This is a genomic window from Rhodophyticola sp. CCM32, from assembly GCF_004751985.1.
Taxonomy (GTDB): Bacteria; Pseudomonadota; Alphaproteobacteria; order Rhodobacterales; family Rhodobacteraceae; genus Rhodophyticola.
Window position 1 is genome coordinate 2,999,000 of sequence record NZ_CP038492.1, and the last position, 22,670, is coordinate 3,021,669.

At 59.1% G+C, this 22,670-nt stretch carries 15 protein-coding genes; 8 read left to right on the plus strand and 7 right to left on the minus strand.

All coding sequences use genetic code 11. The annotated features are described in order from the left end of the window. Positions 1 to 34 precede the first annotated feature (34 nt). From E2K80_RS14590 to E2K80_RS14600, 3 genes are read right to left on the minus strand one after another with little or no spacing between them, the layout of a single operon-like run. A complete protein-coding gene (locus E2K80_RS14590; protein ID WP_168193206.1) occupies positions 35 to 1,246 on the minus strand; it encodes a glycosyltransferase in 1,212 nt (403 codons plus the stop codon). Beyond that, positions 1,246 to 2,553 (minus strand): O-antigen ligase family protein, encoded by a 1,308-nt coding sequence (locus tag E2K80_RS14595; protein WP_135375653.1) that lies wholly within the window; start codon positions 2,551 to 2,553, stop codon positions 1,246 to 1,248. The genes E2K80_RS14590 and E2K80_RS14595 overlap by 1 nt, the downstream gene beginning before the upstream one ends. Further along, positions 2,550 to 3,668, minus strand: coding sequence for a glycosyltransferase (locus tag E2K80_RS14600; protein ID WP_168193207.1), 1,119 nt, complete (start codon positions 3,666 to 3,668; stop codon positions 2,550 to 2,552). The genes E2K80_RS14595 and E2K80_RS14600 overlap by 4 nt, the downstream gene beginning before the upstream one ends. Before the next feature lie 225 nt (positions 3,669 to 3,893). Between E2K80_RS14600 and E2K80_RS14605 the strand changes: the two genes are divergently transcribed. After that, positions 3,894 to 5,429 carry a lipopolysaccharide biosynthesis protein gene (locus E2K80_RS14605; RefSeq protein ID WP_135375655.1) on the plus strand — a complete coding sequence of 512 codons (1,536 nt, stop codon included), beginning with the start codon at positions 3,894 to 3,896 and terminating at the stop codon, positions 5,427 to 5,429. Positions 5,430 to 5,447: 18 nt separating this feature from the next. Continuing rightward, entirely contained in the window at positions 5,448 to 6,068 is a 621-nt protein-coding gene (locus E2K80_RS14610) for a sulfotransferase family 2 domain-containing protein (RefSeq protein ID WP_135375656.1), read from the plus strand. Positions 6,069 to 6,216: 148 nt separating this feature from the next. Here E2K80_RS14610 and E2K80_RS14615 read toward each other — a convergent pair whose 3' ends face one another. The 4 genes from E2K80_RS14615 to E2K80_RS14630 form a co-directional block, all read right to left on the minus strand. Further along, positions 6,217 to 7,593 (minus strand): right-handed parallel beta-helix repeat-containing protein, encoded by a 1,377-nt coding sequence (locus tag E2K80_RS14615; protein ID WP_168193208.1) that lies wholly within the window; start codon positions 7,591 to 7,593, stop codon positions 6,217 to 6,219. 7 nt (positions 7,594 to 7,600) lie between these two features. After that, a complete protein-coding gene (locus E2K80_RS14620; protein WP_168193209.1) occupies positions 7,601 to 8,728 on the minus strand; it encodes a glycosyltransferase family 4 protein in 1,128 nt (375 codons plus the stop codon). Positions 8,729 to 8,832: 104 nt separating this feature from the next. Beyond that, on the minus strand, positions 8,833 to 10,638 hold the full coding sequence (locus tag E2K80_RS14625) for a right-handed parallel beta-helix repeat-containing protein (protein ID WP_168193210.1): 1,806 nt from the start codon (positions 10,636 to 10,638) through the stop codon (positions 8,833 to 8,835). Between the two features lie 808 nt (positions 10,639 to 11,446). Next, on the minus strand, positions 11,447 to 12,079 hold the full coding sequence (locus tag E2K80_RS14630) for a sugar transferase (protein ID WP_135375660.1): 633 nt from the start codon (positions 12,077 to 12,079) through the stop codon (positions 11,447 to 11,449). 539 nt (positions 12,080 to 12,618) lie between these two features. On the opposite strand from E2K80_RS14630, the gene E2K80_RS14635 reads away from it, so the two are divergent. From E2K80_RS14635 to E2K80_RS14655, 6 genes are all read left to right on the plus strand, one after another. Then, positions 12,619 to 13,200: a type VI secretion system-associated protein TagO gene (locus E2K80_RS14635; RefSeq protein ID WP_135375661.1), complete on the plus strand. Its 582-nt coding sequence runs from the start codon at positions 12,619 to 12,621 to the stop codon at positions 13,198 to 13,200. Positions 13,201 to 13,295: 95 nt separating this feature from the next. After that, on the plus strand, positions 13,296 to 14,603 hold the full coding sequence (locus E2K80_RS14640; RefSeq protein ID WP_135375662.1) for a UDP-glucose dehydrogenase family protein: 1,308 nt from the start codon (positions 13,296 to 13,298) through the stop codon (positions 14,601 to 14,603). Positions 14,604 to 14,990: 387 nt separating this feature from the next. Continuing rightward, entirely contained in the window at positions 14,991 to 15,464 is a 474-nt protein-coding gene (locus tag E2K80_RS14645) for a hypothetical protein (RefSeq protein WP_135375663.1), read from the plus strand. Between the two features lie 50 nt (positions 15,465 to 15,514). After that, complete coding sequence (locus E2K80_RS19175) at positions 15,515 to 15,721, plus strand: hypothetical protein (RefSeq protein ID WP_168193211.1); 207 nt, start codon at positions 15,515 to 15,517, stop codon at positions 15,719 to 15,721. Beyond that, entirely contained in the window at positions 15,721 to 17,856 is a 2,136-nt protein-coding gene (locus E2K80_RS14650) for a glycosyltransferase (protein ID WP_210405397.1), read from the plus strand. Before E2K80_RS19175 ends, E2K80_RS14650 begins: the two co-directional genes overlap by 1 nt. Next, a complete protein-coding gene (locus E2K80_RS14655; protein WP_135375665.1) occupies positions 17,856 to 22,511 on the plus strand; it encodes an alginate lyase family protein in 4,656 nt (1,551 codons plus the stop codon). Before E2K80_RS14650 ends, E2K80_RS14655 begins: the two co-directional genes overlap by 1 nt. Positions 22,512 to 22,670 lie beyond the last annotated feature (159 nt).

The following is a 22,670-nucleotide window of genomic DNA, read 5'->3' on the forward strand; positions in this document are numbered from 1 at the left end:
TGCTGTGGAGTTTTGCACGATTCGCTCAATATTGTCATGATAATCCGCGTTTTCCCTCTGGGATGAACACTGTGTTTCTGCCGTGACGCAACAGTGCAAGATATGCCTCGACAACGGTCGAAACGCCATAGAATGCGGCCCGCTTTGCGGCGCGTTCTGCGTAATCGGCCCGGGCCGTATCGTCACAGATCAGCTCAATCGCCGCAGCCATCGCCAGATCATCCTCCATCGGGATCAGAATGCCATGGGCTGTGTCCGGCCAGGGCGGGCGTGTCACCGGGGCAGAGGCCAGAACATCGGCCGGGCCCGACGGGCAATCGGTTGCGATAACCGGGCAGCCAAGGCTCATCGCCTCGATCAGCGTGTTGGGGAAGCCTTCGGCCCGCGATGCAGAGATCAGGGCGCGGGCGCGCTGCACAACAGGGTAGGGATTTTCCAGAAAGCCCGCGAATTGCACCCTGTCGCCAAGGCCAAGCTGGCCTGCCTGGCGGCGCAACGCCTCTTCCTCCGGCCCCTGCCCCAAAATCACCAGCGGCGGGGCCTGCGGCACCTGTGCATAGGCTTTCAGCAGAAGGGCGAAATTCTTGTTCGGCACCAGACGGCCAAGACCGACCAGAAAATCCTCGGGCAGGTCGATGGCAGGCGCCTCATCGGCCATCTTCATCAGACGCGCGCCGTCAATGGCATTGCCGATCACCGACATCCGCGCCCGGGGGACCGCAAACCGTGTGGCCAGATCATCGGCCACACCGGGGCTGACCGCGATCACATGATCGGCGCGCGGATAGCTTACCCTGGTGATCGCCGCCAGAAGCGGCGCGGCGCGGGATGCCGCGATATGGCTTGAGGTCTGAACCCGTTCGCTGATGATCGCCCGGTGGCCAAAGCGCCGCGCCAGCCAGACATTCAGCACATTGGCCCGCGCCAGAAAGCTGACGCAGATATCCGGCCGGTGGTCGGGATGTTTCCAGTGGCGCGCCAGTTCGGCATAGCTGCGCAGCATCTTGCCGCGCCCGTCAAGCGTGTGAACCGCAAGCCCGCCCGGCAGGGTCTGTTTCCGGGGCAGATCATCCAGCAGCAAAAGGTCAACCTGATAGCCCGCCAGATGCGGTTGAAGATGCCCCAGAAGATTGGCCATCGCCCGCTCCGCCCCGCCGCCTTCCATCGAGTTGATCAGAAAACTGATGCGCCCGCCTGCGGGCAGGGCGGTATCGGGTGATGTGATCCGGGTTTCGGGGCGTGTCATCATGGGTATCCCGGCTCTGCCGCAGAGGGATCGGCCTGATGCGTTTCACCCGCGTCGCGCGCAATCCCTGTCTGATAGCTGGCATAGGGCACATCGCGCAGTTTCGCGAAGGTGACGACCGGCAACACCCAGTACAGGCTGTTATGGAGCAGCAGGAAAGACCCTGCCACATTGCCGATAAGCGCAAACAGGATGACCGAGAGCGCGAGCACGGATATCTCGGGCTCGACCCCCTGCATCAGGCTACGGAACGCCAGCGTGCCAAGCCACAGCATGAACACAAGGGTCAGACCCAGACCCACCGCGCCGATATCGACGGCGAGATCAAGAAAGCCGTTATGGGCATGGCCCACTTCGATGCCCGTCAGACCGGCAAGACGGGGGCCGACAATCTGCCATCCCGCACCATAGCCGCCGCCAAGCACCCCGTGGCCGCCAAGGGACAGGATCACACCTTCCCAAATCTCGGTCCGCCCGGTCAGGGTGGCGTCGCGGCCCAGCAGGCCCAGAACATATTCAAAGACCAGTTGCGCCGAAAGCGCTGCAATGATGGCGAAGGGCAGGGCAACCACCAGCATGATGGACCGCCCGGCAGGAGATATGCGCCGCATCAGCAAAAGTGCTGCCACCGAGGTCGGCACGGTTGAGGCCAGAAGCGTGGCCTGGGAGGAACTGGATTGCGTGATCATCACAATCGCGATGCCGATCAGCGGGATCATCCCCCAGCGCAGATATCGTCCGCCGACGCCAAAGACGAACCCCATGACAAGGATCGCCGTGCTGAGTGCGGTCAGCCGGCCAAAATCGTTCTTGTGGCCGAACAGGCCGCGCCAGCTGCCCGCGTGATGGGCGTTGATGATATCATAGGATTGGTGAATGCCGCGCGTCGGCTGAATCTGGATGATCGCGAAATTCACCGCGATGATAGAGACGGCCATCGTCACCACAAGCTGGAAAATCTGGATCGGCGTGAAGCGGAAGACCAGCCAGAAGGCAAAGGCGGTGGTCAGTCCCAGACTGCCCGCGCGACGCAGGGTGAGGGAGGTATCTTCGGTCCATCCCAGGGACATCACAGCCAGAAGAACCGGCAAGAGGGCGGGCCAGTACAGGCCAAGGACACGGGGGATGGAATTGGGTGTGAACAACAGTGCCACGACCGAATACAGCCCCAGCGCCGCGCCGATGGCCTGTACCAGTGGCGCGGTTGCAGAGCCTTGCGGCGTCAGAAAAGAGGTCAGCGTGCCGGACATGAAAAACAGACCGAACAGCGCAATACCGTATTCCACCAGCCTTGAAAGAGATGTCATATGGCAGCCCTCGCAAGAAAGGCATCCGCGATCTGGCTGATCTCATAGCGCCGGGCGATATGGGCGATGCGCTGTCGGTCAAGATCGGCCTTTGCGCCATCGCGGGAGGCAAGGACATCGCCGATCACCCGGGCCATCGCCTCGGCATCGGCGACAGGCACGATCCGGTCCGGGAAATCCGCGCCCATGATCTCGCGCGCGCCACCGCCCGCGCAATCGGTGGAAATGGCGGGAACACCTGCCGCGACAGCCTCGATCAGCGCGTTCGGGAAGCCTTCGGTCAGGGAACTGATCAGGAAGAGATCGGCGCGCACCAGATAGGCAAACCGGTTCATCCGAAAGCCCAGAAAATCGACCCGGTCGCTGATGCCATATTCCCGGGCCAGCGCCTCAAGCGCGGCACGGTCTGGCCCGTCACCCAGCACCAGAAGTCTCAGATCGGGGGCGGATGCGGCCAGCGCGGCCAGCATGGTGCGATAGTCTTTCTGCGGCATAAGCCGGCCGATCGCGACGGCAACCGGCCTGTCTTCGTCAAGCCAGGGATGATCGGCAGGTTCGTCGCGGGCGGCCTCGATCTGTGCCAGATCGGGGGCCGGGTTGTGGATGACACCGGTTTTGTCTGCCTCAAGCCCCGCCACAAGGGCAATATCATGTGTCACCCCGGCGGTGTTGCCGATGACCGCATAGGCTTTGGGATAGAGCCAGCGCACAAGTCTGGTGATCAGCACACGGCGCATCGGGCCAAGACCACGGCTGAAAACGCTGTACTGGTTCCTCTCACACACGATCATCCGTGTGCCTGTTCTTGCAAACCGTGCGGCCAGAAGCGCGGCGAGATTGGTGCGCGTCAGGGCCGAGATCAGAACCGAAGGCCGCGCCGATTTCAGATAGGCCACAAGCCGTGGCACCGCCTGCACCGCGCGCCGGGTGCCAAGCGAATGCAGCGTCACATCACCCGATAACAGATCGCGCAGCGGGCCAGCCTCATGATTGACGATGAAATGAACATCCCGCCCGCGAGACGCGATATGGTTGGCCAGGCGGATGAAAATACGCTCGGCGCCACCGCCGGCAAAAGACGGCAGATAGAAATGTACAGCATCGTGCTGTGCCAAAGGCACCATTCCAAGACCCAATCAATTTTGTTGCCCGGCCACCACACCAGTGAGCAGGCTATAAATCCGTTAAGAAATCACATCAATAGCCCAGTGTTGACTCCTCACAGGCGGTAAGGCAAGTCTGCTGCGCAATAGATTGCTGCGAGGCAGCATTTTGTTCAGATATTATGAAACCAGCACAGTCGCCACCCTGTTACGGGCGCGCAAGCGCGAGGCACGCCGATGACCGGGCTTGAGGGCACAGCGCCCGGCGGCGAAGACCCGCCGAACCGCAAAGACCGCAACCTGACCCGCAAGACCCTGGGGAATTTTCTCTGGATGTTCGGGGGCGGCGGGGTTGAGGCCGTACTCAAGATTGTTGTGCTGATTGTCCTTGCCCGCTTGCTTCTGCCTGCGGAATTCGGCCTTGTCAGCGCGGCCCTGACCGTGGTGGCCCTGGCCGAGGTGACCGGGCGGATCGGTGTCGCCCCGTCCATCGTGCAGATCAAAACCCTGACCCGCGATCATGTGGCAACCGGCATGGTGGCCACGCTTGTGATGGGTCTTCTGATGGCCGGGATTGTCTATTTCCTGGCCGGTCCCATCGCGGTTCTGTACCGGATGCCCGAGCTGAAACCCTTTGTTGAGGTCTTTGCGCTGCTGTTCCTGATCAAGGGGGCGGGGCTTGTCAGTGATGCACTTTTGCAACGCAATATGCGGTTCCGGGAACTCGCACTGATCCGGCTGGCCAGCTATCTGTTTGGATATGCCGCTGTTGCGATTGTGCTGGCGGTGCTGGATTTCGGGGCCTGGGCGCTTGTTCTGGGCCAGCTGGCGCAGGCCGGGTTGCAGACCCTGCTCTATTTCCTGTTTGCCCGCGACGGGCTGGCCTTCGGGTTCAGATGGGCCACTTTCACCACGATGTTCCGCTTTGGTTTCGGCGTCACCCTGACCCAGATCGGCAATTACATCTCGCAGAACGCGGATTACTTCGTTGTCGGCAGATGGCTGGGGGCGGATGCGCTTGGCTATTACTCGCGGGCCTATCTGCTGTTGAAGCAACCGGCGCAACTGGTGGGCCGGATGGGCGATCAGGTTCTGTTTCCGGCACTTGCCACGATTCAGGATGACAGGCCGCGCATGGAACGGGCGCTGAACCGGGCCCTGTCGCTGGTGGCGATGACGCAGGTGCCGCTGAGCGTGCTTCTGGTTGTCACCGCGCCCGAGATCATTCTGACGCTGATGGGTCCGCAATGGGGGCCGGCGGTTCTGCCCTTTCAGATACTGGTGGGGGTTCTGTTCTTCCGCACCGCCTATAAATTCGTGGGCGCGATCCTGCGGGCGGCAGGCAAGGTTTATGTGGCCGCGCTTTGGCAATGGAGCCATGCAGCGGCGGTTCTGGCGGGCGCGATCTTTGGTCAGGCTTTCGGGCTTTGGGGGGTGTCCCTGGGCGTGTCGGGCGCGGTGATCTTCTGCCATCTCTTCGGGTTGTTCCTTGTCCACAGGGTGATCGGTGTGGGCAGCCGGGACTGCATGATCCGGCTGGTGGTGTATGCCGGTCTGGGCGCGGTTTTCGCGCTGGCGCTGATCCCGGCGAAAGCGGCACTGATGACCCTGGGAGGAGAAGGCATTTGGCTGCTTGTCATCCTCTGCGGCGGGTTCGGTCTGGCCTATCTGGGCCTGTTCGCCGCAATGCCGAAACTCTTCGGCCCCGAAGGCGAAATTCTCAGAGAGCAATTGACTAGGGTTCTGCGCCGCAAACGCGGCAAGCAGAGCTAGAGCAGGCAGGAGAGCGCGATGCCGGCATTCCGTTTTGATGGCAAACTGATCCTTTTTCTTCACATCCCCAAGGCGGGAGGGACGTCGATCGAGGCCTGGCTTTCGGAACAGGCCCCCGAAAGCCTGTACCAGAAACACCGGCCCAAGGTCTTTCCCTGCGTGCCGCAGCATTTTCACGGCGCCCTGATCGACACGCTGTTTGCGCCGGGGTTTTTCGATTATTCCTTCTGCGTCACCCGCAACCCCTATGCGCGTATTCTCAGCGAATATAATTACCGCATCACCCGCCCGCGCCTGAAAAACAAGATCCTGCCGAAACCGTCTTTTGAACGCTGGCTGAACCGGGCGTTTTCAGGGTTCGGGCGCAACCCCTATGTTCATTCCAACCACATCCGGCCCCAGCATGAGTACATGATCAGGGATACGGAGTTTTTCAGGCTGGAAGACGGGCTTGACCCCCTGCGCGACCGTCTTGCCACGCTGACCGGTGTCATATTGCAGGCCGATGTGCCGCGCAAAAACCCCTCGATCAAGACCGCAACCGCCATCCCCGAAGCGGCGGCGGCCCGAATCCACAGCTTTTACGCAAAGGATTTTGACCTGTTCGGCTATGACCCGGACAGTTGGCGCGATCTCTAAAACACCGGCCCAAAATTCTGCAACATATATGCACTGCGCAGAGGGCAGCGCCCGACCCGTGGGGTCGGGTCAGGCGCTGCCCGGCGGTGCCGCCGGGCGAAAAGGTGATAAGGCGTGGCACAGAATTTGAGTCTGGCCCTCAAAGTGATCACCACCGGCGCCGCCGCAACCGCCGCCCGTTCCAGTAGAACCGGCCGCTGGTTTCGGTGTCGTTGATCCTGACATTCACCAGTTCAATCTCACCCGGTGTTCCGGTCGCCAGGGACACGCCTTCGGTATGGGTGATCACGCCCCCCTCGATTTTCAGCGTCGCGTCCCGGTCGCGGTCGGTTCCGCCGCCAAAGCGGATCGGCGACATATCCCCGGTCGAATGCAGGGTACAGTCCCGCGCGGTCAGATTGCCCGCCACCCAAAGGCAGGAGCCTTCGTTGAAGGGCCGCGACACCGGCTCGGTCAGGGTGCAGTTCTCGATCAGATTACCGGCATTATGGCTCCAGATGCGGATGCCAAGCTTGCAACGGGTGGCGGTGCAGTTGGTCATGTGGACGCCGTCGGATTTCAGGTCAAACCCCCCGTCGCCCATATCTTCCGCATGGCAATCCGCGATCCGCACATCACGGGTGTCTTCCTCAAGCACGATGCCATCGCCCTGAATATAGGACGACCCGCGTTCTTCCGCGGCAAGCGTGTTTACTGCTTTGGCCAACCGGATATTGCGAAACCCGAGGTCATGGCCCCGGGTCACACTGATGATCTGGCAGACCGCGCCGCCGCCGCCGTCAAGAAAATCGGCGTCGAGATCCAGATCGCAAAACGCGGCCTCTGACAGGTCAAAGAACCGCGCGAACCCCCGGATCAGGCCAAGGGCGGTGCAGCGTTCGACAACAAGCCCTTCGATACATGTCCCCCGCTCTGTTTCGATCACCCGCCCGGCACGGCGCGCATGAATGTCGGAAAAGCTGAGGTTTTGCACCATATCCCCGGCATCAATCTTGAAAAACCCGTCGCCGCCGGAGCGGTCAAAAACCGGGCCCGAGATACGCAGATGCGCACTGTCCGACCCGAAAACCAGAAACGGCGCACCGCCCAGATTGGGCCTTTCCCCGGGCCGGATGTCATGGCCGGTCATCTCAAACAGCGGCGGATCGGTATAGGTCTGCGGCTGATGAACCGCCCCGTCCCCATCGCGTGCCCCGAATGCAAGGCAAAGCGGGTCTGTCTCTGTCCCCGCCTGACCCCACAGCATTTGCTGACCTGTCCAGAGATGGGGCAGATCAGGCTCAGCGACCCCGAAAAGACAGGATTGCGCATGCTCTGCCTGTGCCGCAATGGCGCTTGCCCGGCGAAACCCGGCGGCATCGGCCCAGGTCGCCCCGGTTCCAGCACCCTGACTGCGGGGCAGAAAATGCAATGCGTCAGGATTGGTGGGCGTTGCCTTCCCCCTGACGGGACCCAGTATGCCCGCTGTCGAGGACAGAAGACCGGCGATAAACAACCGCCGCCCGATGCGTCGGGGCGCGATCATTCGGGGGTCACCCCCCTGCGGCTTCGGCAGGCTGCGGATCATGGAGAAGATCATAGATATCTGCAGTGTGACGCGCAATTGACGTCCAGTTGAACGCAGCCAGAAGCTCAATCGCGGGCAGGCCAAGCGCATCTGTGCGCAACCGCTCTGCCAGCGCGTCCACATCGCGGACGGGAAAGTAATGGTCCTGCGGCAATCCCAGGTCGCGATTGGGCACGATATCGCTCAGCAAAAGCGGGGCGCCCATCGCCCAGGCTTCCAGCGCCGCAATCGGCAGGCCTTCGTGATGGGAGGCAAGAATGAAAAGCCGAGTCTTTACCAGAAGCTGCGCCACCTCTGCCTGTGGCAGGGTGCCGGTCATCAGCAGGTTGTCGTGATCCAGCGCGGCCAGTTCCTGATCATGGTCCGAATTGCTTTGCCCGCCCACGATCACCAGCGGCAGATCGGTGCCCGACGCTTTATGCGCGCGGATCAGATCAGCAAACCCCTTTTCAGGCACAAGCCGCCCGACGGAGATGATGTATTTGCCTTCGGACAGGTCGAATTTCTGCAGAACCGCATCACCATCGGCGGCAAGCCCGCGCGCCACGATATGATCTGCCCCATTGGGGATATAGTGGATGCGATCCGCGCGACCGGGATAATCCTGTTTCAGCCGCTCTGCCAGCGAGGGGGAAACCGCGATGACCCGTTTGGCGCTTGCAACACCGATCCGTTCCCCAAAGCGGAGGATCGTGCGAGCAAAGGAATTCCACTTGTCGCGGAGAAAATCATCCCCGTGATGGGTGAGGATCACCGGCATGCCCAAAAGCCGCGCGAACGGGGCCAGCAGGCCGGGCCCGATGGCATGAATATGGACGCAATCGGCGCGTTCCCCGAACCGCGCGCGGATGATCGCAACAAATGTATTGGTGATCGTTTCCAGATATTTGTTGCGCAGGGCAAAGGCCGGAACCACACGTATGCCCGCACTGGTTTCATAGGGTTTTTTGCCGATATAGGGCGTGCGGCCATAGACGACGATATCAAGATCGGGCCGCGCGCGGGCCAGCCTTTCATACAGGTTCTCACAATGTGTCTCGATCCCGCCCGATACATCCGGCAGGCCGCGTAGACCGATAACACAAACCTTCATCCAAATTGCCTTTTCAAACAGCGCGGGCGCGACAGACTCGCGCCTTATAAAATCATCTGGAAAGTCGCGCATTCCGCAACGGCATGCAAGGCAGACTGGCCGGATCAGAAGAAATCATCAGAGATGGACGAGGCGCCTGAATCGCTGCCGTCATCAGAACCCAAAAGCCATGGGGTGAGACCCGCACCGTCGCCATCTGAGGCAGCCGCTGGTGCAGCAAGCGGGATATCGGCCATAAGCGCCATTTCGGCAGATGCGGGGCCATCCTGGAAAACAAAGGTATCACCCGCTTCCGCGCCGCTCACGCCTGCCGGCCCGTAAGAGATATCGGCCCCGGCAGAGCGATCCAGCAGCCAATCCCCCCCTTCGAACGTGTTGCCTGCAAAATAGATGTCATCCGCATACCAGGTCTCGTGAAATTTGGAGGAGTCATCAATCGTGACAACCTTATCCGCATTTGTGACGCTGTTGTTCAGGACCGCGACATTCTGGGCCCCGATCACGCGGATCGCCGTGTTGTCGGCCCCGTCGATCATATTGCCCGAGAAGGTGACATTGCGCGCCTCATAGGCGTTTCCCGATTCGACAAAATCAGGCGGGTAGAATTTCAGCGGGCTGTAGCCGCCGATCTCGACCGCGTTTTTGCCGATGTCGGAAAACGCGTTGCCGGTGATCTCGATATCGCTCGACCCGCCCTTGATCATCAGGGCAATATTGGGGATGTCGCGCATCTCGTTCTGCGCAATATAGGCGCCGCTGACCCCCACAAAATCAATCGCCGCTTCGCCGTTGCCGCCGCCAGTGATCAGATTGTCGGTGATGGTGATATCAACGGATTTGCTGGCCTTGATGCCATCGCCTTCGCCGCGATGAATGACGTTATTGGCAATGACGATGTTGCTGGCCGGATCGGTGTTGGAGCTTTGGGCATGTATCTGCACCACCTGACGGCTCGGGTTGTCGGAGCCATAAAGTGTGAAGCCTTCAATGATGATGTTATCGGCCCCGGACACCCGAATCGTGTCTTTGGAGTCGTTATCGGGGTGAATCTCGACCGAGCCGGGGCCGTTTGCCGAGATCAGGCGGACCGGGTTGTCTTCCGTACCGCCCTGACGGAAGACAACATTCTCATGATATGTGCCCTCCCCCACCAGAATCGTATCGCCGGGCTCGGCCTCCTTGATGGCGTCATTGATCCGACCGAACGGGGAATCAACTGAACCATCCCCGCGCTTTGCGCCCTCGGCCACGTAGATAATGCGCCCTGCCGGCTCATTTTCCGGCGGTGTCGTCGGGGTGTCACCGGGTTCATCCGTTCCGCCCTGATCTTCCCCGGCATCTTCGTCGGTCTCTTCGGGTTGGTCATCCTCGGGCTCGGGTTCGTCCTCACCGCTTCCCGGCTCCGGGCTATCCTCCCCCGTCATCATATTGTCGCGGATCGTGACATCGGCGGATTTGCCCTGTTTAATCCCCTCACCATCCTCCCCGGGATGGATGATATTGTTGGCAATCACGATATTGTCGGCAAGGTCGGTGTCGGAATTCTTGTCTTCAATATGCACCGCGTAACGATCCGCCTTTTCGGGCGCGTGGAGCGTAAACCCTTCGATAATGATATTATCAGCCCCGGAAATCCGGATCGTGTCCTGCGAGGTTTTATCCGGGTAAATCTCAACCGCGTCAGCGCCGTTTGCTGAAACCAGGCGGATCGGAGCATCCTCGGTGCCGCTGCGGCGGAAAACCAGATTCTCGTGATAGATGCCGTCAGCGACAACAACTGTATCCCCGGGCTTGGCGGCTTTGATCGCATTTTTGATTCTGCCGTAAGGGGAGTCTTCGGAGCCGTCACCGCGCTTTGCGCCCTGTAAAACATAGAGTATCCGGCCTGTCGGGTCGTTTGCGTTTGCCAAAGTGATCCCCGTCAATTTTTATGTCATAAAATATGGTGTGAACGGGCCTGCAGATGTGACGCCCATCAGGAAATTAAGATTTATGCCAGAATATGACAGTCACTATGTCATATATATGTCAAATGTGGACATTGCCAGTTTTGCTCATTTCTGCGCCACTACGCGCACCATAAACGGCGGAATTCCTCGCATTCAGAAGTTTCAGTAAACAGGCCTTTGTATCGCCACAATGTTGGTGTCATGATTCAAAAACGGCGCTTTAACGTTTTCAGTCTTGTTAACCTTTGGTGAACGAAAATCTGCCATAGGTGATTCTGTAACGTTAATGAGTGCTGAGGTAACCAATGGGATTGGTGAGGAAAGTGTACGAGAATCGAAGCCTAGCAGGCGCACACTCACAAGCAGATATCGTTGCGCGCCCCGATGCGCATGGCCTGCATGAAAGCAGGCAAACGGATTGGGTGGCTATGGTGCTTCGGAACATCATGTTCTGGGGGTCCGCGCTGGTAAGCTGTTCTCTGATCTATCTTCTGATCCATTTTCTCATATAAGACCGACGTCGCGAGACGTCGGTCTTAGGTCTTGCTGCAAGTGAATATCAGTTGCATATTCCTGCGGGTATATGTGATTTGAGGATTCAGAGGCTGCCCATCACAGGTCTGAATGTGTCAGTAGTCTTGCGTATAAGCCCTAATCCTGAAGGGTCTTAAAGCACCCTGCCTTAAACTTGAATCACAAATACCCTGCCACGCTTCGCGTTCTCGGGACATTTGTGATGAGCGATGTCTCAGGTTTAAGGCAGGGTACTCTAATACCCGGACCCTCTGAAGAACTCTCTCCAGAACGTCTGGAACGTGATCTTGATGTCAAGCAGGATCGACTGCTGCCGGATATACTCAAGATCGTATTCCAGACGCATGCGCGCAGAATATTCCGTTGCCGTCTCGCCGCGAAACCCGTTCACCTGGGCCAGACCGGTAAGACCGGGGCGCACCACATGCCGCTCCATGTAGCGCAAATCGAACTCTTCATAGGCGGTGCCGTTTGCCAGCATCCCGGGCACATGTGGCCGGGGCCCGACAACAGACATATCACCCCGCAGAATGTTCAGGATCTGGGGCAGCTCATCAAAGCTGGTTTTTCTCAGCAGCCGGCCGATGGGTGTTACGCGCGGGTCGTTTTTGACGGTTTGTGCAACACCGGTCACATCCGCACTTTCCGTGCGCATCGTGCGAAACTTGTAGATGCGAAACAGATTACCGTTCAAACCGTGGCGGTCTTGCCGGAAAAACACAGGTCCGCGGCTGCCCAGCTTGATCGCGATTGCAGCAAACAGAAAGAACGGCGCCAGCAGAATAAGCGCGACTGACGCAACAATCAGGTCATATGACCGGTTCAGAACGCGGTACGTCCTGTCGCGCCGGGGGGCCGGGGCAGGCATGCCCGAGATCGGTCGTTCCAAACGACGCGCGGCCCGGCTTGCTGTGATACGCGCGTCACCCCGCGACGTAAGCTGACCCTGTGGATCAACCAAATAGGAGTGATCCCTCCCAACTTCCTTCAATATCGTCATGGCAGCCTCATAGAAATGTGCCTGGAAAGGGGCAAAGTGCTGACCCGTCCGGCTCAAAATCGAAATCGTTTAATCAGGTACTCATCCACTATGTCATAAACATCACGCCGCAATATATCCTAAAATTTAACACAGTTTGTTGTGTTTTTGACGTAAATCGGCCCTAAATATGCCCGTTCTAAAACACTTTTCTGCCACGTTTGTCAACTTCTTGTGCAGCCAGAGAACGTTTGTTGCGCGAATCGCCGCCGTTGGTCGCATTGCAGGCAAATGGTTGTGGACAGGCCGGTAAGTGCTTCAAATCTCCTGCGCTTCATGTCACGTTCATGCCAATTTGATGTTGTTCATTCTGGGCCAGTGCGGCAAAGGCGAGGCCTGAAACTGATTTTGAACGGAGGCGTTTGGAGATGAGACTGTCCAGGACCGCTGTGGTGTGTGCGCTCTTCATGATCTGGGGCGCGGCCCCGCTTGCTGCGGATGAACCGCCCCCCGATTGCAGTGCCGAAACGGTTGGCGTTCATTGCGTGGAAATGCGCGATGTCATCGGCCCATGGGCAATAGAAGAAGTTGTACCGCCCGTCGGAAGCCAGAACGCGCTTCAGATGTCTTCAACCTCTTTCCAGCCGCTGCCAGGCATCTTCGGGCGCGAGGAAGAGGCGACACTGATCTTGTCCTGCGTCGAAAACACCACCCGGTTCGAGGTGCGCTTTGGTGAGAACTTCATGTCCGATATCGGGGATTTTGCCACCCTGATCTATAAGGTGGATGACCAGGCGCCGGTGGCGCTTGCAACACAGGCATCTGAGGACAACACCGCGCTTGGGCTTTACGTGGGCACCCAGGCGATTCCTTTCATCGTGAGCCTTTTTGGAGCAGAGCGCCTGTTTATCAGTGCGACAGCCTTCACCGGGCGCACATTGACCGCAAGTTTTTCCATCGAGGGTCTTGAGGCGGCTGTGAGCCCCCTCAGAACACTTTGCAACTGGTAGTCTGGTTCGCCGTCTTTGCAAAAAGGCGAAGGGTCAGGCCGGATTGAAGGTGCCGCATGTCTGACGCGGGCCGTTATTGACTAAGGAGTTTTCAGATGCGTATCGCGATGATCGGCACAGGCTATGTTGGTCTTGTATCGGGTGTGTGTTTTTCGGATTTCGGCCATGATGTGATCTGTGTCGACAAGGCGCCGCAGAAGATCGAGATGCTGACCGCCGGCGAGGTGCCGATTTACGAACCGGGGCTTGATGCGCTGATGGCCCGGAATGTGGAGGCAGGGCGCCTGTCCTTCACCACGGATCTGGCGGCAGCGGTGGCGGGCGCCGATGCGGTGTTCATCGCGGTGGGCACGCCGACGCGGCGTGGTGATGGCCATGCGGATCTGACCTATGTGATGGCCGCCGCCGAAGAGGTGGCGCAGGCCCTGACCGGCTATGCGGTGATCGTGACCAAATCCACGGTTCCCGTGGGCACGAATCGCCAGGTGAAAGAGGTGATGGCCCAAGCCAACCCGGCGGCAGATTTCGACGTGGCCTCAAACCCCGAATTCCTGCGTGAAGGGGCGGCCATTGATGATTTCATGCGTCCTGACCGGGTGGTTGTCGGGGTTCAGACCGAACGGGCCGGTGATGTGATGGCCGAGATTTACCGCCCGCTTTTCCTGCGCGATTTCCCGATTCTGACCACGGATCTGGAAAGTGCCGAGATGATCAAATATGCCGCAAACGCGTTTCTGGCGACCAAGATCACCTTCATCAACGAGATTGCGGCCCTGTGCGAGAAAGTCGGCGCCGATGTGAAGGAAGTGTCGCGTGGCATGGGGCTGGATGGCCGGATCGGCAATAAATTCCTGCATGCGGGCCCCGGCTATGGCGGCTCCTGTTTCCCCAAGGATACCTCGGCGTTGGCCCGGATCGGGCAGGAACATGCGGTGCCGCAGAACATCACCGAAACGGTGATCCGTGTGAATGAAGATGTGAAACACCGGATGATCGGGAAGCTGCGCGATCTGTGTGATGACAGTTTCAACGGCAAGACCATCGCGGTGCTTGGGGTGACGTTCAAGCCGAACACCGATGACATGCGCGATGCCCCGGCGTTGAGCATTGTGCCTGCTCTGGTGGGCGGCGGTGCCAAGGTGCGCGTGGTCGATCCCCAGGGGCAGCGCGAGGGCGAGGCTTTGCTGCCCGGTGTCAGCTGGATGGATGACCCCTATGCGGCCGCGCGTGACGCTGATCTGGTGGTGATCCTGACCGAATGGAACGAGTTCCGGGCGCTGGACCTGTCGCGGATGGCCGGGAAGATGGCCAGCCCGCGCATGGCCGATCTGCGCAATATCTATTCTGCGGCGGATGCGGAGCGGGCCGGGTTCGACGCCTATGCCGCCGTCGGACGCGGGTAGCGTATTCAGGGGGCGGTGATCTCAACCGGGGGCCAGCCCCCCGGCCTTCGGCCTCCCCCCGAAGTATTTTCAAGATAGAGAAAACCCGGGCGATTTTCGCCTGCATGTTGTGGTGATAGCCGCCTGACCCGGGTCAGAACCGGTGCGCCACCCATGTCTGCGCATCTTCCAAAACCTGCTGAAATCCACCCGCGCCGCGGCTGTATCTTTGACATCGCATTGTCAGGGACGGGGCGGAATTTCGCCCAAGTTTCGCCTGTATCCACAGCTATCTGTATACCTGTGGTGTAACCGTTCAGGGATAAGCCAGCAGAGGTCAAAAATGGCTGGCGCTTCAGGATATTTTAATAGGCACCGGTACATTCTTGGGGCAAATGAGGTTTGAGTATGAGATCCGGAAGACTTGTGGCGTTGATCATGGCCATCGCTTTGTGTTTGCCACTTTCGGCCGCAGCAGAGAGGTTCGCCCTGGCATCCAGGGCGGTTATCGCCACCGGCCCGGGGGGCAGCGTCATCGAATATGCGCGGCTGGTGTCCAATATCAGAATGCAGAACGCGCAGGTGCAATTCAGCGGCAGATGCGAATCCGCCTGTACCATGTTCCTGTCATTGCCCGCCTCACGCACCTGCATCATGCCGGGCGCATCCTTCACATTTCACCGCGCCTATGGGGCATCCGAAGATTTTAACCAATGGGGCACGGAATACATGATGTCGGGATATCCTGTCTGGGTGCGGCGCTGGATCGCCGACCGTGGCGGTTTGTCGGACCGGCTGTTACGGATGAATTATGCCTACGCCGCCCGGTTCATCCCCCCCTGTGGGCAAGCCGCGCGCAGTCTGGCTGCGGCCCGGTCATAGACTTTTCATGCCTGGGCTGCTGTTCGGCGCATCTGATAGCGCGGGAACGAATGGCAGAAGACGCAAAACATGCGGCGGGTTCTGACGAAACAGGTTCGCCGCACCGTTCGGGAAGACGACTGGAGCCTGTGCATCCCGGCTCGCACGGGGCAGAAGCCGATCTCGTTGACACAGATAAGTTAACGGATGCATATGGCATATTAACAATTCCAGTATTCACTAAAAAGCTTCATTCTGACCCGTTACATATAAAATGATGCCTGCATCGACCGACCCCCTGACCCATGACGTGATCATACTTGCGGACATGGCCCGTCAAAGTGACTGCGGTCTGAGGATTCGGCAGGAACTTCAGATGTATCACAAGGCCGGGTATCGGACCGGGGTTTTCCATCTGCGGGACCCTGAGAAACGGGCGTCAATTTCGCCTGATATTCAACGCTGTATCCGGGAGGGCATTACCGAAAGGCTGTGCCCGGGACAGGGCGTGCGCTCCAGATTGGCCATCGTTTTTTCACCAGGTCTGCTGAAAGCCCCGGTGGAGGGGCTTTCCGAGATACGCGCGGACAAGGTGGTTCTGGTCCATGACCGGGTGCCGGATATCAAACAGATGGGCCTTTGGTTCAGCTTCAATTTCGGCCCCATGTCCTGGGCGCCGACAAACCGCTGGGTGCGGGCAAAGCTGGACGATCTGGGGTTTCAGGTGCCTGTGGAGGCGGAAGACTGGCGATCGGCGGGCCTTGCGCTGCCTGCGCCGGTCGATCCAAAACCTGCTGGCCGGCGTCTTGTGATGGGCCGGGTCAGCGCCATTGGCGCCGCGCAATGGCCGAAAACCGCGGCTGAGCTGGAAGCCACATACCCGACGGATGTATCCATCGACTTTCGCGTGTTGGGCAGCCCGCCCCCGGACCTTCTGAAAGCGAGCAAGGCGGCCTCAAACTGGTCGATCCTGAAATTCAGCGATGTGGCCGTGGAACGCTTCATCGGCATGCTGGATGTGTTCATCTATTACCCCGGAGCCAGAACCCCGGAATTGCCCGAGGCCGCGATTTCGACCGCGATGGCATCGGGGAAGATTGTCGTGCTTCCGCCGCATCTGCGGCCCCATTTCGGCCCCGGCGCGCTTTACGCCGAACCGAAAGAGGCGCTTGCCGCGATCCGGGCGCTTTTTGATGATGAGGTCGCGCTGGCAGAGGCGCGCAAGGCCGCGATTGAAAATTGCCGGTTCCAGTTCTCTGCCACAGATCACATGACCAAGATCAAGGCCCTGGCCGGAGACCCCCTGCCATCGCCGCCCCGGCGCAAATCAAAACCGGCCGCGCGCAAACGCGCCTTGCTGGTGCCCTCGAATGGCATCGGCCTGGGCCATGTGACACGTCTTCTGGCAATTGCGCGGCGTCTGGATGAGGAGATCGAGCCGGTTTTCGCGACCCTTGGACAGGCGGTTTCGATCATCGATTCTTTCGGCTATCACGCCGACTATCTTCCCTCGCAATCCGATATCGGTGCCAATCTTGCGGATTGGGATGCCTGGCTGCGCTATGAGCTTGGCGCGCTTGTGGAACGGCACGCACCCGATATTGTCATCTATGACGGCAACAACCCCACGCCCGGCCTTGTCAATGCGGCGCTGACGAACGGGCATTGCCAACTGGCCTGGGTGCGGCGTGCCATGTGCCCGCCAACCCCGTCGCCATTTCTGGAAAATGCGCGGTTTTTTGACTGCATCATTGAACCTGGCGAATATGCCGGTGAACGCGATACCGGCCCGACATCTTTCCGCAGGCATGAGGCAACGCTTGTGTCCCCGATCCGCCTGCTGGACGAGGGTGAATTGCTGCCAAAGGATGCCGCCCGCAAAGAGCTTGGCCTTGCGCCGGACAAACCTGCGGTTCTGCTGCATCTGGGGGCCGGGGCCAATCGCGATATTCTGGATCTGATTGACCGGGTTGTCCGCGATCTGGGCAGGTTTCCAGCCCTTCAGATCGTCATTGCCGAATGGAAGAATGGCGCGGTTCAGTTGCCGCACTGGCCCAATACAAAGGTGCTGCGCGGGTTCCCCATAAGCCAGTATTTCAATGCGTTTGATTTTTCCGTCGCGGCTGCGGGGTATAACACGTTTCACGAGGTTCTGGGCTTTGGCCTGCCGACGATCTTCCTGGCAAACCGCAACCCGTCGATGGATGATCAGGGGGCGCGGGCCGAATATGCGCAGGATGAAAGCGTCGGTTTCGATTTGCCGGTGGAGGAGCTGCACCATCTGCCGGCACTTTGCGAGGCGCTTCTGAATGAGAAGGCCAACGCCTTCATCCGGCAGAAATGTCATGGTTTCGACAAGACAAATGGCGCGCATGAGGCCGCCGCTGCCATCAAACGATTGGTAGGCGCATAATGAACAGTTCCAAACATAATAACGGCACCGGACAGGGTAATGATGCAGGTTTTGGTGCGGATATGGATTTGCCCCTGCACCCTGTTGAAATTCACGAACGACGGGCGGGAACAGAGACCGATGCCAATGTGATCGAGGTGGCCTGGAAAACCGATCGTAAACCCGCCCCATGGATCGGCAAGACCCAGGCACTTCCCGAAGAGGTTGAGGCGGCGTGGCCTTCCCTTGGAATGCCGCGCAAGGCGCTTACGCCGCGGCCCGGTTTCGTGGTTCCCGCCATAGCTGACAAAAAGCCGCTATCGGTTATGATCATCACGCTTTTCGGTCTGGATACTGCCAAACTTCAGACCGCCGTGCGCCAGATCGAGCGGCACCACCGCACCGCACGCAATTTCGTCCCTCTGTTTCTGACGGATAATGCCGATACGACCATATTCCGGCATTTCGCTTATAATTATGAATATTTCCCGCCCAATATGTATTGCGCAGAAGACCAGCAGCCGCTTTTCGAGGCCCGGTTTCACCAGCTTTGGCGCAAGTGGAAGGGCGGCTATCTGATTGATTTCAGCGCGCCGGGCTTTCTGGCCGAACGGGTCGAAAACCTTGAGGTCTATATCAAGCGCGACGAATTCGCCGACGGGCGGTTTGATCCGCGCAAAAAGCGCCCTGCACCCATGCGGCCGGCGCCGACCGACATCATCGCGCTGCGCGCTGAATACATGTCGAAAAAGCTGGATCAGGTGCCGGATAATTTTGTGCTCTACCGGATATTGGGCAATGATCTGCCGCCGCGCCATGAATCCGGCCAGACACTGAAAAACCTTCGCTTTATTCTGGAAAACGAACCACCGCTTGAACGCTGTGAAAAGCGGTGGGTTGTGAACCGCGTGGTCGACCCGGAACAGGAAGCGGCCATTCTGGCGCTTCTGGAGGAGTTCAAGCAGCCTTCTCTGCGCATCCCCTTCCTGCTGGAGGAATATGCGGATGTTGACTGGGATCTGGAAAGTTTTCCGCAGGACGCGTTTTTTCTGAGTGGCCGCTATGGGGAGATGAACGAGTATGACCAGTTGCGCGCCCAGGCCCATTCCCGCCGGTTCAAGAATGGCTATGTGATCAACAATAACGGTGCCCGCAACGCCGCGCTGCATGACGGGCAGGGCCGGGCCAAATGGGTTTTGCCCTGGGATGGCAATTGCTTCCTGACAGAGGCCGCCTGGGCCGAGATCGTCGATGGCGTCACCTCCCAGCCTTATCTGAAATACTTCATCGTGCCGATGTCGCGCACGCTTGATAATGCCGAACTGCTTGACCCGGAGTATCGCCCGGAGGCCGAGGAAGAGCCGCAGATGCTGTTCCGCAGCGACGCGCAGGAAGATTTCGACGAAACCTTCTATTATGGCCGCAGACCCAAGGTGGAATTGTTCTATCGTCTCGGGATTCCCGGAAAATGGGACAGTTGGCCTGATGATGTCTGGGACAGGCCCCGCGCCGAACGATCGGAAGATGCGGGCTCAAGCGGGCGTGTCGGCTGGGTCGCCCGGCTGTATTCCGGCCAGAAAGAACTGGAAGTCGACAAGCCGACCGGCCTGCGGTCCCGTGGCGAGGCGCGGATCAGTGCCATCACCCAGATGCTTGACCGGCTTGACGTCAAGGCCGCAGGCCTGACCTACGATCCCGATAATCTGGTTGCCTATGACGAGGCGCAGATCAGGGCGCTGGCCAAGGCCGAAGAAGGCTCGCCTGAGCACCGGATTCAGGGGCGTCTGCTTCAGGAGGCGGATATTGCGCTGCAACGCGGCCCCTATTCCGTCGTCGCAAAAACGGCACTGCCACCCAGTGGCGACCCGCATGATTATTACAACCCGGCCCCCTATTGGTGGCCGAACCCCGCAACCCCCAATGGCATGCCCTTCATCTTCAAGGATGGGGAGCGGATACCGGGCACCCGGCTGTATGAACCGGAAAGCGACAGCTATGACCGCACCCGCCTGCAACGGCTGTTTGATGATACGACGACGCTGGCCCTGGCCTGGGTTGCATCGGACCAGGATGCCTATGTGACACATGCCGCAAACCTGATCCGCACCTGGTTCATCGCCGAAGACAGCCGGATGAACCCGCATCTTCTGTATTCGCAGGTGCGGTCGCAGACGGCCCATGATCAGGGCTCGAAATCCGGCCTGATCGAAATGAAGGATCTGTATTATTTTCTGGATGCCGTCCGCCTTGTGGAACGGGCGGGCAAGCTGGACGATGCGGAAAAAGCCGCCCTGCGCGCGTGGTTTGCCGAATATCTTGAATGGCTGCAAACCAGCGAACAGGGCATGGCCGAGAGAGTGTCACCGAACAATCACGGCACCTGTTATGATCTGCAAACTGCGTCGATCGCAGCCTATCTTGGTGATGCGGATCTGTTGCAATCCACGTTCAGAACCAGCCGCGAGCGGATTCTGGAGCAGTTCACCAATGACGGCCAGCAACCCCATGAAATGAAGCGGACGCAGACCGCGCATTACTGCTGTTTCAACCTTCAGGGCTGGATAAACCTTGCCAATCTCGCCGAGGCCTGCGGCGACAACCTGTGGTATTTCGAGGGGGAGAACGGGCGCGGGCTGGCCCGTGTCTTCGGCTGGCTTCTGCCCCATCTGGCGCAGCAAAAATGGCCCTATCAGCAAATCGAACCCTTTGACCGGGGGCGTTTCCTGCCGCTGTTCTTTGCGGCGCGTGATCGGCTGCCGCTAACGGGCGGCGTCAGGTTGGCACGGGCCAATCAGGTCAAACCGCTGTTTTTCGCCCATGACGGGATCAAACCGTTCTGGATGCTTGGAAAACAGCCCCGAAAAACCGCAGAATCGAAGCCCTGGAAAGAGCTGGCCGGGAAAATCCACAGGCTGGAGGCGCCGGTTTTCGAGATCTGTTTCGGCTCGGGATTTGTCGCGCAGAAAGCCCCCGATGTCCGGTCGCTTGACAAGAAACTCTGGGGCGGATTTTCCGCCGAGGCCAGATCGGAACTTGCCGCCATCCGCGATGATGCAAGCCTTGGCCATAAGGATATCAACCGCGCGGCACGCACGCTTGCGCGCTGGTATTTCACGGCGGGCGATTATGCCGAGACGCTGAAAAATATCGACGCCATGCAACAGCTTGGCGTCGCGGCCGAGCGGGAGCGGAGCCTGTTGCGCTCCTGCTGTCTGGACCATCTGGGCCAGCAGGAGGCCGCGGGCCAGATGATCCGCCATACATTGTCATATTTCCCCCGGGATACGAGCCTTTGCCTGGCGATGGCGAATATCTGCAGCGATCTGCCCGAGGCGGAAACCTCTGCAGAGGAGCGGCAAGGCACGTATTGGGTGAACAGGATTTTCCGTCAGGCCGGATTGTCGGATCTTCTGGCCGCAGAAGATGAGGCATCAGGCGCGCCGATCAATCTGGCGGTGGATTACAGGGCGGAAAGCCAGCAGACATCAGACCCGCGGGTCACGGTTATTCTTCCGGTGGGGCCAGGGGCCGGCGTTTTTGCCTCTGCCCTGACATCGTTGCAAAACCAAAGCTGGCGCAATCTGCAAATCCTGATTGCCGATTATTCCGACATGCCCGAAATCAGCCAGATCGCATCGAAGCACGCCCGTTCGGACGCACGTATCGAGGTGTTGAAGCTTGATCCCGGGCTTGCCGAATATGGTGCGCGGAACGCGGCGCTTGAACATGTGGACGGGACATTCGTGACCGTTCAAAAGGCAAATGAACTGGCCCATCCCATCAGGATCAAGGCCCAGATCGAAGCCCTGACATCCGGCACCGGCCTTGGGACCGTCACCCATCATGTGGAAGCCACCGCTGATCTGCATATCATTGGCGGCTGGTTCCCCGAATTCGCGATGTGTTCGGTTCATGATGCCAGCATGATGTTGCCCACAGATACCCTTCGAGAGGCGGGTGGATGGGATGCGGTTGCCGATGACCCCGATGCCTTTCTGAAATGGCGCCTGAAAAAGCGAAGCGATAAACCCTCTTTCCAGGACATCCAGCCCGGTATTCCGCTCTCGCTGAGCATTGTCGAGCCAGACAATCGTGAGCCCACGCATCTTGATTTCCCTTATGGGAAACGGCGTGACGAGTTGCGCCGCCTGATCCGTATCTCAAAATCATTGGAAGAGGTTGACGACACGGCCGCAGAAACCGATCCGGTGCCGGTGCCAGCGCTTTTATCGGATGATACTGCGCAGGTTGAGCGGCTGGATACGGTTTTTGTCGGTGACTTCTCTGCAAGCGCGGTCTCTATCAGCGAGATCAAGGCGCATATTCTTGGCCGGATCGCCGAGGGGAAAGCCATGGGCCTGTTCCACTGGCCGGACTATTACACCACCTGGAACGATGACCTCGATGAAAGCATCGCGCAGCTTATAGATGAGGGTGCGATTGCCCAGATCAGCGCTTTCCAGAAGGTGCAGGCGGTCGAGGCGGTGCTGTGCAATCCTTACATTATTCACCATCCTGTTGACGGTGTGCCCGATTTTGAGGCCAAATCTGTTGCGGTGTTGAGTGGCCCGGAGCTGACCATCGCAGAGTTTTTCGATGGTCATCAGCGCAGAATGCCCACCCGGGAAGAGATCGAGGCCCTGTTCGGCTGCCCCGGCAAATGGGTATCTCTCTAAGGTGCTGGCCGTATCCCGGCAGAGCCTCCGGGATACTCTTCCACCTCCTTGAATCCAAAGGAAGAGATTCGCCACCTGAAGGCCAGCTATGCCCGTATTTCGACGGCCTGGCATGGTGCGGATGTGTGAGAATGAAGGCGAAACGCACATCGTCTTGAA

Coding starts and splice junctions, on each gene's coding strand:
- E2K80_RS14590 (WP_168193206.1), bottom strand. CDS start 1,246: ATGACACGCCCCGAAACCCGGATCACATCACCCGATACCGCCCTGCCC.
- E2K80_RS14595 (WP_135375653.1), bottom strand. CDS start 2,553: ATGACATCTCTTTCAAGGCTGGTGGAATACGGTATTGCGCTGTTCGGT.
- E2K80_RS14605 (WP_135375655.1), top strand. CDS start 3,894: ATGACCGGGCTTGAGGGCACAGCGCCCGGCGGCGAAGACCCGCCGAAC.
- E2K80_RS14610 (WP_135375656.1), top strand. CDS start 5,448: ATGCCGGCATTCCGTTTTGATGGCAAACTGATCCTTTTTCTTCACATC.
- E2K80_RS14615 (WP_168193208.1), bottom strand. CDS start 7,593: ATGATCGCGCCCCGACGCATCGGGCGGCGGTTGTTTATCGCCGGTCTT.
- E2K80_RS14620 (WP_168193209.1), bottom strand. CDS start 8,728: ATGAAGGTTTGTGTTATCGGTCTACGCGGCCTGCCGGATGTATCGGGC.
- E2K80_RS14630 (WP_135375660.1), bottom strand. CDS start 12,079: ATGCCTGCCCCGGCCCCCCGGCGCGACAGGACGTACCGCGTTCTGAAC.
- E2K80_RS14635 (WP_135375661.1), top strand. CDS start 12,619: ATGAGACTGTCCAGGACCGCTGTGGTGTGTGCGCTCTTCATGATCTGG.
- E2K80_RS14640 (WP_135375662.1), top strand. CDS start 13,296: ATGCGTATCGCGATGATCGGCACAGGCTATGTTGGTCTTGTATCGGGT.
- E2K80_RS14645 (WP_135375663.1), top strand. CDS start 14,991: ATGAGATCCGGAAGACTTGTGGCGTTGATCATGGCCATCGCTTTGTGT.
- E2K80_RS19175 (WP_168193211.1), top strand. CDS start 15,515: ATGGCAGAAGACGCAAAACATGCGGCGGGTTCTGACGAAACAGGTTCG.
- E2K80_RS14650 (WP_210405397.1), top strand. CDS start 15,721: ATGCCTGCATCGACCGACCCCCTGACCCATGACGTGATCATACTTGCG.
- E2K80_RS14655 (WP_135375665.1), top strand. CDS start 17,856: ATGAACAGTTCCAAACATAATAACGGCACCGGACAGGGTAATGATGCA.